12 protein-coding genes (1 of these 12 only partly in view) are annotated in these 14,766 nt (G+C 43.4%); 4 read left to right on the forward strand and 8 right to left on the reverse strand.

Going from position 1 to position 14,766, the window contains the following annotated elements:
- On the reverse strand, positions 1-630 hold the 5' portion of the coding sequence (locus ACQYAD_RS01220; protein WP_430234728.1) for a nucleotidyltransferase-like protein. 246 nt of this gene lie to the left of the window's left edge; 630 of the gene's 876 nt are visible here — the first part of the coding sequence; its start codon is at positions 628-630; the stop codon falls past the left edge of the window.
- 146 nt (positions 631-776) lie between these two features.
- Here ACQYAD_RS01220 and ACQYAD_RS01225 point away from each other — a divergent pair, with 146 nt between their 5' ends.
- Positions 777-1,151, forward strand: coding sequence for a YgzB family protein (locus ACQYAD_RS01225; RefSeq protein WP_430234730.1), 375 nt, complete (start codon positions 777-779; stop codon positions 1,149-1,151).
- Positions 1,152-1,218: 67 nt separating this feature from the next.
- On the opposite strand, the gene perR is transcribed toward ACQYAD_RS01225, so the two are convergent.
- The 7 genes from perR to ACQYAD_RS01260 form a co-directional block, all read right to left on the reverse strand.
- Positions 1,219-1,656 (reverse strand): peroxide-responsive transcriptional repressor PerR, encoded by a 438-nt coding sequence (gene perR, locus ACQYAD_RS01230; protein WP_430234732.1) that lies wholly within the window; start codon positions 1,654-1,656, stop codon positions 1,219-1,221.
- A 168-nt stretch (positions 1,657-1,824) separates the two neighbouring features.
- Positions 1,825-2,373, reverse strand: a complete 549-nt coding sequence (locus tag ACQYAD_RS01235; RefSeq protein WP_430234734.1) for a cob(I)yrinic acid a,c-diamide adenosyltransferase — start codon at positions 2,371-2,373, stop codon at positions 1,825-1,827.
- A 449-nt stretch (positions 2,374-2,822) separates the two neighbouring features.
- Positions 2,823-3,293: a thioredoxin-dependent thiol peroxidase gene (gene bcp, locus ACQYAD_RS01240; protein ID WP_430234736.1), complete on the reverse strand. Its 471-nt coding sequence runs from the start codon at positions 3,291-3,293 to the stop codon at positions 2,823-2,825.
- A gap of 135 nt (positions 3,294-3,428) precedes the next feature.
- Entirely contained in the window at positions 3,429-3,824 is a 396-nt protein-coding gene (locus tag ACQYAD_RS01245; RefSeq protein ID WP_430235173.1) for an ion channel, read from the reverse strand.
- A gap of 127 nt (positions 3,825-3,951) precedes the next feature.
- Positions 3,952-4,737, reverse strand: coding sequence for an ABC transporter permease (locus tag ACQYAD_RS01250; RefSeq protein WP_430234738.1), 786 nt, complete (start codon positions 4,735-4,737; stop codon positions 3,952-3,954).
- 3 nt (positions 4,738-4,740) lie between these two features.
- Entirely contained in the window at positions 4,741-5,532 is a 792-nt protein-coding gene (locus ACQYAD_RS01255; protein ID WP_430234740.1) for an ABC transporter permease, read from the reverse strand.
- A gap of 17 nt (positions 5,533-5,549) precedes the next feature.
- The gene (locus tag ACQYAD_RS01260; RefSeq protein ID WP_430234742.1) at positions 5,550-6,557 is read right to left on the reverse strand and encodes an ABC transporter ATP-binding protein; all 1,008 of its coding nucleotides are present in this window, start codon (positions 6,555-6,557) and stop codon (positions 5,550-5,552) included.
- Positions 6,558-6,700: 143 nt separating this feature from the next.
- On the opposite strand from ACQYAD_RS01260, the gene ACQYAD_RS01265 reads away from it, so the two are divergent.
- The 3 genes from ACQYAD_RS01265 (at position 6,701) to ACQYAD_RS01275 (ending at position 14,377) form a co-directional block, all read left to right on the forward strand.
- Entirely contained in the window at positions 6,701-7,996 is a 1,296-nt protein-coding gene (locus ACQYAD_RS01265; protein WP_430234744.1) for a glutamate-1-semialdehyde 2,1-aminomutase, read from the forward strand.
- A 311-nt stretch (positions 7,997-8,307) separates the two neighbouring features.
- A complete protein-coding gene (locus ACQYAD_RS01270; protein WP_430235175.1) occupies positions 8,308-12,777 on the forward strand; it encodes a glutamate synthase-related protein in 4,470 nt (1,489 codons plus the stop codon).
- Between the two features lie 535 nt (positions 12,778-13,312).
- Positions 13,313-14,377 (forward strand): FUSC family protein, encoded by a 1,065-nt coding sequence (locus tag ACQYAD_RS01275; protein ID WP_430234746.1) that lies wholly within the window; start codon positions 13,313-13,315, stop codon positions 14,375-14,377.
- Positions 14,378-14,766: the final 389 nt, after the last annotated feature.

The following is a 14,766-nucleotide window of genomic DNA, read 5'->3' on the forward strand; positions in this document are numbered from 1 at the left end:
AGCTAGGAATAACAGCTCCAGTCTTTTTTCCAGCGTTTCTTCACTCTTTACCAATTCTTCATATAACTTATAAATTTCCGGCTCTATTTGTTTTACTTGATTCCATACGGTCAGTTCAGGATGAAGTCCGCTTTCAATGACCGCCAGTCTTGCAAGATGGTGCAAGGAGTGAACGACATGGTTGTAAGCATCAAGATAGTGTCCGCTCTCAAACATTGCTTTCCCATTCACAAATCGGCGAATTAATTTTGCAAATTCAACACCCATCTTGACCTTTCGACCGTAAAAAGGAAATTCCCGCAACTCTTTCTTTAAGTTGAAGAGATAGTCATTGCGATCAAACAGAATTTGCGAATGAAATAACCATTCAAAGATTTTGCGATTGCTTCCTAATAAGATCCACTCTTTTAACAAGGTTTCATCTATCACATGCATTGCTGCTTTTTTTTCCTTAAAAGTATAATGTTTGATAAACAGTGGCTGTTCTGCCTCTTTCACAATAATTAATAAAATGACATCAAATGAATCCGTCAAATCAGCTGACAATTGTTTTTTCTCAACCATCAGCACCCCGAGAGTGTTTGATTGGCTCGCCCGCTCTTGATAGATGGGTCGAAGAATATCTTCCATTTTCTTGCCTCCAATTTTTTCGATAGCGTATATTTTCGACAATGAGCAAAAATCTCCTTCTTTGGCCAAAACAAAATCACAAAAACCTTCACAATTCATTTTTCGCTTTGTTTAAATATGGTATAGTTTTCCTAGGAGGGGTTGGGATGGCAAAGTATTCGAGTAAGATAAATAAAATTCGCACGTTCGCCTTGAGTTTAATTTTCATCGGCTTTATCGTTATGTACGGCGGCATTTATTTTCATAACCAGCCGATTGTCATGACAGTATTCATGATTTTGGGACTGCTTTTTATTATCGCGAGCACTATTGTTTATTTTTGGATCGGGATGCTTTCGACAAGAACGATTCAAGTCGTGTGCCCCAACTGCGGAAGACCTACTAAAATGCTTGGACGTGTTGATCTGTGTATGTACTGCCGGGAGCCTTTAACGTTGGATCGTCAACTTGAGGGAAAAGAATTTAATGAAAAATACAACCGGAAAGATGCCAGTGCAATCAAACACACAGAAAAAAAATAACGAAAAGAGCTGTCCCTAAAATGAGACAGCTCTTTTTTTAGACAAAGTAAAAATGTTCTTGTGATTATTAATGAACATCTTTCGCATTGCAATCCGGACAAACACCATAAATCTCCATGCGATGATGTCCGACTTTAAAACCCGTAACATGTGAAGCCAGTTGCTCCACTTCGTCCAGACCCGGATAATGAAAATCAACAATCTTGCCACATTTCTCACATATCACATGGTAATGTTCGGTCGTCACAAAATCAAAACGGCTGGAAGCATCACCATAGGTCAGCTCTTTGACTAAACCAACCTCACGAAATACCCGTAAATTATTGTAAACTGTTGCCACGCTCATGTTTGGAAATTTCCCTTCCAACGATTTGTAAATTTCATCTGCCGTTGGATGCGACATCGAGTTTATTAAATATTCAAGTATCGCATGACGTTGCGGAGTAATGCGGACTCCTGTTTCCTTTAAGGTTTCCAGCGCTTCTTTCAAATGATTGTGGGTCACCCGCCATGCACCTCTTTTTCATAAAAAAAATTATTACATTGTAATTGTTATAAATAGTTTACTAATCAATTGATGCTTTTGTCAATATTGCAATGTACGTAATAGTAAATATTTTGGTAGTTCACGTATTTAAGCACAAACGAATCCTCGCTTCTGCTGCTACAGATTTCATTGATGCAATGTCCGTTCTGCAAAACCAAGCTGCTTATTCACATACCTTGCAGTCACAAACAATAAATCAGACAGACGATTTAAATAGGCCAGCACGTCTTGGTTCACTTCATCAGCCAATGTAACCGCCAGCCGTTCAGCACGACGGACTACCGTTCGAGCCACATGAAAGGCAGCTCCCCCTGGATGGCCGCCAGGAAGGACAAAATTCGTTAAAGGGGCCAGTTCAGCGTCCAACTCGTCAATCCAACTTTCCAACTGCACGATGTCTGTCGGTTGAACAGTCCATTTTACTTCTTTCCCTTTTGGGGTGGCAAGTTCTGCCCCAACATGGAAAAGGGTTGTTTGTATTTTATGGTATGCAGCCTCGATCTTTTCTTTCCCTTGAAAATTTTCCCTCAACAAGTGGCTTAGCGCCATACCAATTGCCGAATTGGCTTCATCACATGTCCCGTACGCTTCGACTCGAATATCGTTTTTCGCCACTCTGGATCCATAAATAAGCGATGTTGTTCCTTTGTCACCCGTTTTTGTATAAATTTTCATCATTTTCACCCTATCTACACTATTTAACTTGCGCAAGCTTCTTTTATTATTACTTATGTGTTGACGCAAAAAACAGAAGTAGTTTTTGTCTGCTTCTTGTCCAATAATTTTTCTTTTATGATATCATTTCTCAAATAAGAATAGAATTTTTTTAGATCACGTGATCGATAAAAAATAGGAGAATCGGGCATTAAGGAAGCCTCTAGTGATCGTTTTGCGCTGAAAAACCTGTGAATCGGTTAATCGTAATGCTCTTAACTAAAGGCGTCATTTTCACAATAAAGCATCAACAGATAAATTAGCAAAAAAAAAAAAGCGGGCCCGCAATGGACCCGAAAAATTCTATCTGAGGAGGTATGCCCTAATAAAATGATATTCATTTCTGGCTTTATTGCATTGGACAAATGCCTTTTTCAGCTAAAATAGGCTTTATTGAGTAGGGAGAAGGATTACTTTACCTGCTCTCGAATAAAATGGAACGCTTCGTCTACATGGCCTTTGACTTTTACCTTGCGCCACACCTTTGCAATCGTTCCTTCTTTGTCAATCACAAAGGTTGTCCGTTCAATTCCCATGTACTCTTTTCCAAAGTTCTTCTTCAATTGCCAAACGCCGTATGCTTCAGCAACTTCATGTTCCGTATCTGCCAGCAGCAAAAATGGCAAACCGTACTTTTCAACAAATTTCTCATGGCGGTCAAGTGGATCCGGACTGACACCCAGAACAACCGCATCGAGTTCACGAAACTCTTGATGCTGATCACGGAAATCACACGCCTCTGTCGTACATCCCGGCGTCATATCTTTTGGATAAAAATAAAGAACAACATATTTCCCGCGATAATCGGATAATGTAACTGTTTCACCGTTATTTGCCGGTAAAGAAAAATCTGGTGCTGACATCCCTGCTTCAATTGACATTCAAATCACTCCTGTTTCCCAATCGTCTTTACTTATAGACTATCCAAACAGGAGCAACAACACAACTATTTCGCTGCCAGCTTTCAAACTTGCCGTTGCACAATTTCGAAATGCTGCTTGATGATGCCGTATTTTTCATGAATCCCTGTCAATTACCGCATGGGCCACAAAAGCCGCTGGAAGTGTGTAGCCAATTAACGCTTCAATGATCGCTATCACCCGGCCGATTCCCTGGGGTACGACATCTCCATTGCCGACAGAAAAGAGCGTCATTGCGCTAAAATAAAAGCTCGTTTCAAATACATTTTGGCTTCTTGAAGGGCCGACTTCAACTAGCATAGGGTTTCCATGAACCGAAAAAAGCAAATAAAGCAAGCCAAATCCAAGCAAAATGGTAATATAGATAAACCCGAGATAAAGAAAATTTTCAAGCGACACAAATTTCCCTTTTATTTTATATGGCAAAAAAAGTGTCCGTAAGCTCATGAAAATGGACAGGCCAATCAACGCAATCAAAAAATAGAACAACAGCCGCTCACCTCTTTTATCCAGACCCGATTACTTTATTTCTATGCCGGCTTGTACAGGAAAATATCAAAAAACCAGGCATACACCGCCTGGTTTCCGTCATTTTTTTAAATCCTCGTGAAGAGAACGTTCAATTTCCGGCACCGCGGTATCTTTTCACGCCCTCGTTCCAAACCATAACCGAAACAACGAAAAACACAATACCGATCACCGGGGTCAAGAACGCATACCCAAACCAGTCTTTTTTTCCAAGGAAATAAGCAGCCGGGTAGACCCCAACAAAAGCGAATGGCAAAATCCATGTAAGGACAAAGCGGATCATCCGATTATAAATATCAACCGGATAGCGGCCGTAGTTGCTGATGTTGTACATCATCGGCATAATCGACGTCCGGGCATCGGCCCAAAAGCTGATACAGGCAATCAGGACAAAGACACCGCCATACACTAAGGCGCCGCCGCCGACAAAAACAACAAACAAAAGCGGATCATACCACTTGATCTCAAGACCAAGCCGGCTGCCGGAATAAAACATGACAGCAAGGCCTGTAACTGCGCCAAGCAGCGATTCCAGCTCCATCCGTTCAAGGATAATTTGAAAAAGGCTGTGGATCGGCCTTGTCAAAATCCGATCAAGTTCCCCCTTAACAATATATCGATCATTAAAATCCCAAATATTAAAAAAGGATGAAAACACAGCATACGGAACCAGGAAAAAACCATAAATAAAAATGATTTCATCCCGATTCCAGCCATGGAGCAGGCTTGTATGACCAAAAACGACCAAGATAAAAATAAAATTAACCGCCTGGGACAATAAATCTGAGAAAAACTCAACAAACAGATCAGCCCGGTACTGAAATCTTGTTTTCAAATATTGGGAGATATATTGGAAAAACAGTGTAAGATAGAACACGAATCAGCCCCCCTGAATAATCATCTGTTTTTTCGCCATCATCCATAACAATTGAATTGGCAAAATCAACACGAGAACCCAAACAAATTGCTGCCAGATAGCGGCGATCGCCTGTTGATGTGAAAAGCCATTTGTAAAAATCATACTCGGTATGTAGCTGATACCTTGAAACGGGAGAAAATTCATGATCGATTGCGCCCAGCCTGGAAAAAAGCTGATCGGCAAAAGCAATCCGGAAAACAAATCAATGACTACTCGCTTTGCGCGAATCAAGCCCGAATTATTATATAAGAAGAAAGTCGTAATTCCGGTTAACAGATTGAGCTGGGTATTGATCAAAAAGCTCAGCACGATCGAAAAGCCAAATAAGCCCCAAACTGCAGGATCCCATGTGAATTTTACCGGAAAAATAAGCGCGACAATGATGAGGCCTGGAACAGAAAAGAAAAACAGCCGGAAAATCCCTTCCCCAAGCCCTTGCATCGTTTTCATTCCAAGATAGCTATATGGGCGAATCAGTTCGACTGCGACTTTTCCTTCCATAATTTCAAGCGCCATTTCCCTGTCCAGATTATTAAAATAAAACGCCCGCGCCATCCAGGAAACAGCGACATAGGTTGTCATTTGCGCAATCGAAAGACCTTGTATGGAGCCCTTCCCGCCGTATATCGCCGACCACAAAAAATAATAGGCGCCGATGTTGATACTGTAAATCAAAATGCCTGTATAATAGTTCGTCCGGTAGGCAAGCATCATTAAAAAACGAATTCGGATCATTTCAAAATATTTATCCATCTCTTGGCCCCCCCTTCTTACACAGATCCTTTTTCATAAATATTGCGGATGATTTCTTCCGTCGATGTTTCATTGATTTTTATGTCCCGAATTTTAAAAGCAGCGACAATCTTTGCAATCAACTGCGAAATCAGCTCATCGTTATCATCGATCAGTGCCGTAAAAATTTGTTCTTCCTCATCCCTTTCCCACTTAACCGGCATGTCACTGGTTACAGTCTTCAAGGCAGCGAAATCGACTGAATCGATAAACTGGAATTGCAGCGTTTTTCCGTCACCCCATGTATCCTTTAAGTTTTTCAAAGCACCGTCATAAATGATTTTCCCTTCATCGAGCATGATTACCCGCTCGCACAATGCTTCAATGTCTGAAAGGTCATGGGTCGTGAGCAAAATTGTTGTGTTGTATTTCTGATTGATTTCCTTTAAAAACTCGCGAATCTTTAATTTGACTAACACATCCAAGCCGATCGTCGGCTCATCCAAAAACAATAGCGGCGGATTGTGGATCAATGCGGCCGCAAGTTCACAGCGCATCCTTTGGCCAAGCGACAATTTTCGCACCGGCTTATCGAGAAGTGGTTCGATGTCGAGCGTTTGAATAACGTGGTTCATATGGTCGTTATACTGTGCATCCGACACTTTGTAGACTTTTTTCAACAGGCGGAACGACTCCTGAACGGCGATATCCCACCACAGCTGCGAACGCTGGCCAAAAACAACGCCAATCGTTTGCACAAACCGTTCCCGCTCTTTATGCGGATTCATCCCGTTCACGCTAATGTCACCCGAAGTCGGTGTCAAAATCCCTGTCAGCATTTTAATCGTTGTCGATTTCCCGGCGCCATTTTCGCCAATATAACCGACCATTTCCCCTTGCTTTACGGAAAAACGAATATCATTCACAGCCGGAACAATTTTATAATTGCGTGTAAATAAATCGCGAAACGCTCCTTTTAAACCGGTTCGGCTGGAGTATGCTTTAAATTCTTTCCGCAAATTGTTAACTTCTATCGCATTTTTCATGATTTTTTTCCTCCCGAAGCATTGCCTAAAGAAATAGTTTAGCGAAATGCCGCACTGAACACAACTATCCCACACCATCCTTTTTAGTCAATATGACTGAAAAAGTGCTAAAATAGGAAAGGATCAAAACAAGGAGGAATACGATGCAATTTACCAATTCAGAACGATTACATAAGGAAGCACTGGAACATATTGTCGGAGGTGTCAACAGCCCGTCCCGATCGTACAAAGCGGTTGGCGGCGGTTCCCCCGTTGTAATGGAGCACGCCAAAGGAGCTTATTTTTGGGATGTCGACGGCAACAAGTACATTGATTATTTGGCGGCATACGGTCCAATCATCACCGGTCATGCCCATCCGCATATAACCGAAGCGATTAAAACCGCGGCTGAAACCGGCGTTTTGTATGGCACACCTACACCGCATGAAATTAAACTCGCAAAAATGCTAAAAGAAGCCATCCCTTCCCTTGAAAAGGTTCGCTTTGTCAATTCGGGAACAGAAGCTGTAATGACAACGATTCGTGTCGCCCGCGCATACACCGGCCGGGATAAGATTATCAAATTTGCCGGCTGTTACCATGGTCATTCTGACCTTGTCCTAGTCGCTGCCGGATCTGGACCATCTACCCTCGGTACACCCGATTCGGCCGGCGTGCCAAAAAGCATCGCCCAAGAAGTGATCACGGTGCCCTTTAATGACATCGAACCCTTTAAGGAAACATTGGAAAAATGGGGCGATCAGGTTGCTGCTGTTTTGGTTGAGCCAATTGTCGGAAACTTCGGGATTGTGGAGCCGAAACCTGGTTTCTTGCAACAAGTCAATGATCTGACCCATGCTGCCGGCGCACTTGTTATTTATGACGAAGTGATTACCGCGTTCCGGTTTATGTACGGTGGTGCCCAAGATTTGCTTGGCGTCAAGCCTGATTTAACGGCAATGGGAAAAATCATCGGCGGTGGCCTGCCAATCGGTGCCTATGGCGGAAGCAAAGAAATCATGGAAACGGTCGCTCCACTTGGGCCGGCTTACCAAGCAGGAACAATGGCCGGAAATCCTGCATCAATGCTTTCCGGAATTGCCTGTCTTGAAGTTTTAAAGGAAGACGGGGTTTATGAACATCTTGATCGGCTGGGACTAATGCTTGAACATGGAATCCTGGAAGCCGCCGAAAAATACGATGTACCGATTTCCATCAACCGACTCAAAGGTGCACTGACGGTTTATTTTACAGCGGAAAAAGTCGAGAACTACGAACAAGCGGAAAGTACCGATGGGCAAATGTTTGCTAAATTTTTCAAGCTCCTGCTCCATCAGGGCATCAATCTGGCACCCTCAAAGTATGAAGCATGGTTTGTGACGATTGCCCATACAGCGGAGGATATTGAAACAACAATCCAGGCAGTCAACCGTGCATTTTCCTCACTTAAAAACGAATAAATATTCATTTTTTATGCATTGGAGAAATTGAAAAATTTCTCCTTTTTTGGTTTATCGTTTTTGAAAACGGTTACACAGAAATAAATCAGCAAAACAAGCACGTTTTTAAAGCCGCTTTCATATCCAAAGTATTGTATATTTATTTGATTTCTGAAAATTTATATGATACTATTAACTTATTATTGTTGTAAGATATGTTTACATTCGTTTTATGCCACATTTATGTTAAAAATCCCAAATGCAATTTTACTATTATTATTGTTTAGGAGGTGAAGCGGCTTTAGAGGAGCACTCTTTTGAAGCCAATCCCAATGAAAAAAGCCTGGAACCCTTCCTTATTTAAACATTTCCATAATGACGAGCACGATGCCTGTGGGATCGTCGCTTGCCTTGAAAAAACCAAACAGCCAACAAGAAAGAATATCTTTGACTGTATAGATGCACTAGTTGGAATGAATCACCGCGCCGGTTTTATCAATGGCGAAGGAGATGGCGTCGGCATTCACATCGATATCCCGCGGGCTCTATGGAAAGAAAAGCTCAGCCTTGCTGGTGCAGATGAAACATTTGTTGACAAAGAAGAGTTTTTCGTCGGCCATGTTTTTATTAGCCGCAAAGCCGACTGGTCCTCACTGAAGGAGCAATTGCTGAACAAATTGGCCGCAGATCAAGTAACGGTTGTTTTTGAATCAAACAAGGTCACCCATTTCCATGCTTTAGGGCCAATTGCTGCAAGCGAAAATCCTGTTTTCTGGCAATTTGCCGGCGTTGCAGTGAAAAAAGGCCAGGAGCTGACAAAGCAGCTCTTTGAAACACTGGTTGATTTTGAGCAAAATGAAGATGTTCACGTGGCTTCATTAAGCCAAAACCATGTCGTTTATAAAGTAATGGGCGCTGGCGACATCCTTCCACGCTATTACCAAGATTTGGCAAACCCACTCGTTGCCTCAACGATTACATTAGGCCACAACCGTTATTCAACCAACACGCTGTCAAGCTTTTTCAGAGTGCAGCCTTTCAGCGTTCTTGGACACAATGGCGAAATCAATACAATTGCCAAACTTCGCGATGAAGCTAGGATGATTGGGATCCCGCTTGTCAACGGCGGCAGTGATTCCCAAGACTTAAGCAGAACAATGGAAACTTTCATCTCACGGGATGGCTATTCTTTATTCGAAGTAATGGATCTGTTGTTCCCGCCAATCGTCAATGAAATTAAAGCCTATCCGGAGCATCTTCAAGATTTATATACGTATTTAAGAGAAGCATGGGGGCATTTTGCCCAAGGACCTGCCGGGATTATCTCGCGCTTTGGCGATGAAGCGGTTTTTAGCGTTGATGCGCTTGGTCTTCGTCCGCTTTGGATGCTGGAAATTGAAACATCTTTCCTATTCTCTTCAGAGCCTGGCATTATTCCGTCTACAGAGTATATCAATGACCCGAAACCGCTCGCTCCCGGGGAAAAAGTCGGTTTTAAATGGAATGGCGAAAACCTGGAAGTTTACGAGCATGCGAAATACCAAGAGGAAGTGTATAAGCGATTCTCCGAACGTCTCAATGTTGTAGATTCACGGAAACGCCTGCAGCATCCGCCATTAGCCAAAACCATTACAATGAATTATCCGGATAAAATTCATAACGGCCAGTACAAGGCATTTGGCTGGGAACGGGATCATATCCAGCTGATCGAGCAGATGGCTGAAAAAGGTGTCGAGCCGATTCGCTCCCTTGGCCATGATGCTCCGCTCGCTGCCTTAAACCCTGAACGAAAAAACATTGCTGACTTTATTAAAGAAAGCGTTGCGGTTGTAACAAACCCGGCGATTGACCGCGACCGTGAAACCGAACATTTTTCCACGCGTGTCATTATCGGAAAACGACCGTCATTAGTCGCGAAAAAAGAAACAAGTGCCATTCTTGAGCTTGTCACTCCGCTTCTAATGGAAGGTAAAGTGGGCTATAGCTGTTCAGAAAACGTGAACCAGCCGAGCTTTGACCAAGTGGTTCAGTTCTATCAAGACCAGAAATTAACAGCCTTCCTTTCGACTACCTTTAAAAAGGAAGAGAAAATGGTAGCCGCCTTGAAGCGATTGGCTGATGAAGCCGTTCAAGCTGTTACAGACGGAAAAACCTTGCTCATTCTTGATGATGCAAATGCGCATCAAGATGATGCCTATTGGATTGACCCGCATTTGGCAACATCAGCTATCGACCAGGCGCTCGTAAAAGCAGAACTGCGACGCGATTGCTCGATTGTGTTGCGCTCTGCGGCGATCCGCTCCCTGCATGATATCATTACAGCCATTGGCCTCGGAGCAGATCTGATCAGCCCATATTACATGTTTATGACCGTAATGGGTGAAACTGAAAAGCCAGTGTTAAATCTGTACTCTGCCTTAACGAAAGGACTTGAAAAGGTTGTTTCCACGATCGGCATTCATGAGCTGCGCGGGTATAGCCGGCTGTTCTCCTCCATCGGTTTGCACGAGGAAATTGCTTCTGTTTTAAACATCGTTAATTTCTTCGGTTCAAATGAATTGGAGTACGATTTTACAGCGTTGGAAAAAGATGCGTTTGCCCGTGCGGAAGATTACCATAACGAAAAAGAACGCGTTGGCAAAACGTTCCATCTCTTCCCGCGGATCTGGAAAGCAATCAGTGAAGTGGCTGCATCCGGAGACTATAGCGTCTACCGCGATAAAATCACTGAGCAGGAAGAGGAAAACCCGACAACAATTCGCCATTTGGCAAGCTTGAAACGGAGCGAAAAGCCATTGTCGCCTGAAGAAGTAAATATCCGAGTCGGCGAACACGATCTGCCATTTGTGATTTCTTCCATGTCATTTGGCTCCCAGAATGAGATCGCCTTCCGTGCGTATGCAGAAGGTGCGGATCGTCTGAACATGGTAAGTTTAAACGGTGAGGGCGGCGAAATTAAGGATATGCTCGGAAAATATCCAAGAACCCGCGGACAGCAAATCGCGTCCGGCCGTTTTGGGGTCAACGCTGAGCTATTGAACTCATCAAATCTATTAGAAATCAAAATTGGCCAGGGCGCAAAGCCTGGTGAAGGCGGACACCTGCCTGGCTCAAAAGTGACGGCAAAAGTGGCAGCAGCACGGAATGCCACGCTTGGTTCCGATTTGATTTCGCCATCAAACAACCATGATATTTATTCGATCGAGGATCTCGCGCAAATGATTCTTGAGTTGAAAACAGCGAACGACCAGGCAAAAATTGCGGTGAAAGTACCGGTTGTTCCGAATATCGGTACGATTGCGGTCGGAATTGCCAAAGCCGGCGCCGATATTATCACCTTGAGCGGTTTTGACGGAGGTACTGGTGCAGCAAGAATCCATGCCCTTCAACACGTCGGACTGCCGGTTGAAATCGGCGTAAAAGCTGCCCATAATGCCTTGCTTGAAAGCGGGCTCCGCGATCAAGTTGAAATTTGGGCAGACGGTGGCATGAAGAGTGCCCAAGACGTGTTAAAAGTGATGCTGCTGGGTGCAAACCGTGTCGGCTTCGGAACATTGTCGATGCTTGCCATCGGCTGTACAACTTGCCGTGGCTGCCATTTGGATACATGCCATGTAGGCATTGCAACGCAAATTGAAACCGAAGCACAGGCAAAAGAACACGGTCTTCGCCGCTTTGTGCCAAGACAATTTGATCTAGCTATCCAAGGGATTATGAATCTTTTTACCGCATTCGGACAGGAATTAAAAGCACTGGCTGCTTCGGCTGGAATTAAAAACTTGCAGGACGCTGTCGGCCGTTCCGATTTATTGGAACAAGCCAAAGGCAAAAATCAGCTTGATCTTTCTTATTTGCTGAAGCCGCTTGAAATGGGTAAAGTCGAACATCTTGAACCAACAAAAGCAGTTGAAGAAGTGAAAATGCAAGTCGCAGTTGGTGCTGAGTACCTTGACGCTAGCGTTGACGAGCTCCATTCTTCACGTGAATTTGTCAGCGTAACTTCCGAACAACGCGTATTGGGGAGCCGTGTATCCTGCCACCGTGTTCGCGGCCGCTTAGATGGTTCCTATCGCCAGCTTCCGACTGTTCGCCTTGATTATAAGGACGGTTCCATCCCAGGAAACGGCTTGGGCGCTTATAACAGCGAAGGAATTAAGATTACCGTTAGCGGCGGCGGCCAGGACGGTGTCGGAAAAACATCATTCGGCGGCAGCATTCGCATCCTGAAATCAAAAGGAAAAGACGGAAACTATTACAATGGTTCCGTTGGCAAAGGATTTGGTTACGGGGCGCAAAAAGGTTTGCTTATTGCCCAAGGGAATGCCGATGCACGTGCAGGAATCCGCCTATCTGGTGCAGACATCATCATCGGCGGTCAAGTTAAAAAGCCTATCCCGGCAAAAGAAAATGGCAATATTGGTGCCAATGCCAATATTAAAGGTTTTGCCTTTGAATATATGACCAATGGTCGTGGTCTTGTCCTAGGAGATCCAGGTCCATGGATTTGTGCCGGAATGACTGGCGGTGTCGTCTACCTTCGCCATCAGCCAGAAATGGGGCTGACAAAAGAAGCAATCCAGCGCCGGATTGCCAAAGGAGCAAAAGTCTTTGTTTCAGATCTAAATGCCAAAGGCAAACAAGATGTGCAGGAGCTTTTAAGCCAGTACATTGACTTGCTTCAAAAAGACGGGCAAACAGCTGAAGCCAATCAGCTTCAGACACTATTGCAAAATCCAGAAGAACACTTTGTGCAGATTCTTCCTGTTAAAGAGCAAGCAGATCCGTCTGTATCAACTGAGTGATTGAAATTGAAAAAACGTTCGTGCAGCAGCACGGACGTTTTTTTTGGCTAATCAGAATTTATATCCATCAATTCTGAACGCACGACGGGCAAGGATGCCCTAGTCAGGCGAAAGGCACAGGACGTGCCGTTTTGAGCGTGACGGCGGGCAGGATAAGGAATTCTTCAGCAGCTTAATCATCGCACGAAGGAAAAGCGACAGCTTTTTCGAGGAAGTCCTAGTCAGGCGAGTGCCAAGGATGTGGCACAAACGAGCGGGATAAATTCAACTACGCCTCTGTCTTCGTCCTTAGGGACTCGCCGATCGGCGAGTTTTCATTTAAGCTTTTTCCTGTTCTAAATTTCTTCATAACTTAGTATATATAATCCTTGATTCGCCAGTCATTTCAATGGTATAGTACATTATTGTTTAGCGGAGAAACTTAATCGGCCGGATTGGCTTTCCTTCACTCGCTTTGCGGTCGATCATTTGTTTACGATTGGTAAAAAGCGTTTAATAGGATTAAAAGTCTTTTTTTGAAAGGAATTATGATCGCATGAAGTTAGGCGCCCGCATTTTGAAAACGGGAATTGCAATTGTGTTATCCCTTTATTTAGGCCAGTTACTAGATTCGCCCTCGCCAGTATTTGCGGCGATAGCAGCTATCTTTGCTGTACAGCCAACGATTTATCGAACCTATTTAACGATTGTCGAACAAATTCAAGGAAATATTATCGGGGCATTGCTCGCCATCCTGTTTGTCCTTGTGCTTGGCAATCATTTTATTGTCATTGGCTTGGCCGCTATTATTACCATTTTGATTAATTTAAAGTTAAAAATTGAAAATACAATCGGCCTCTCGCTTGTGACCTTGCTTGCAATCATGGAAACGCCGGGAGGAAATTTTCTGCAATTTGCACTGATCCGTTTTTTAACGATTATGATCGGCGTTTTTGCTGCCTTCGCCGTGAATCTTGTGTTTATGCCGCCGAAGTATGAAAAGCGGCTTTACTTTCAAATTTCCAATACAACAGAGGAAATCATCCGCTGGATTCGCATGAGCACCAGACATGCGTTTGACCACCAGCTATTAAAAAGCGATATTGAAAAATTAAAAACCAGCGCGCTGAAGGTGAATGAATACTATACGATGTACAAGGAAGAACGCAGTTATTTTAAAAAAGGAAAAGCGGAAAAAGCGCGCAAACTCGTCATCTACCGGCAGATGATTTCTGCTAACCGAAAAGGGCTCGATACATTGAGACGGCTCCATCGCTTTGATAATGAGCTGCTCCATTTGCCGGAAGCGTTTCAGACAGCCATTCAAGAGCAGCTCGATTGCCTGATTTACCACCATGAACAGCTCATGCTGCAATTCATTGGCAAAGTCCCCTCCCATTCAATTGTGGAAGCTGGCAGCACGTGCTTAAACAAAAAAGAGCTCTACGATTTCTTTCTGGCCTATCAAAAGGAATACTCAGAGGCGGATAGCACCCACCTGTACCACACGATGCAAATCATCGCCTCCATCATCGATTACGGCGAACAGGTCGAGCATCTGGATACACTCATCATGAGCTTCCATTCGTTTCATGGTAATGAAGTTTTGATGGAGGAATAGACTTTGATTAGTACCATAAGGATTCGGATTTAATTCTATAGGAAAAGCAGCTGATTTACTCAGCTGCTTTTTCTACCCTATATTTTATCCCTACTAATGTTATTATCAATTGTAACTTTATCATCATGAAGGACATCACTATGATATGTAAAGCTGCCTTTTGCCTTCTCATAAAATTGAATGGGGTTTAAAATTTTTTAATGTATATCTTCCTTTATAACTTATATCCATAATCCCAGCTTTCCATAGTTTTTGCTGTAATTGGTCCTATGGAACCTATTGATAATAATCCTAATAATGCAAATGTAATTGCTTTTCTCTTCATTTCCCCCTCCTCTCCACTTTTTTCCTTACACTATCATTCTCCCATAATTTCTACTAGGCTTCAC

Source organism: Neobacillus sp. SM06 (genome assembly GCF_050496765.1).
In the GTDB taxonomy this organism is placed as follows: domain Bacteria; phylum Bacillota; class Bacilli; order Bacillales; family Cytobacillaceae; genus JAEVLT01.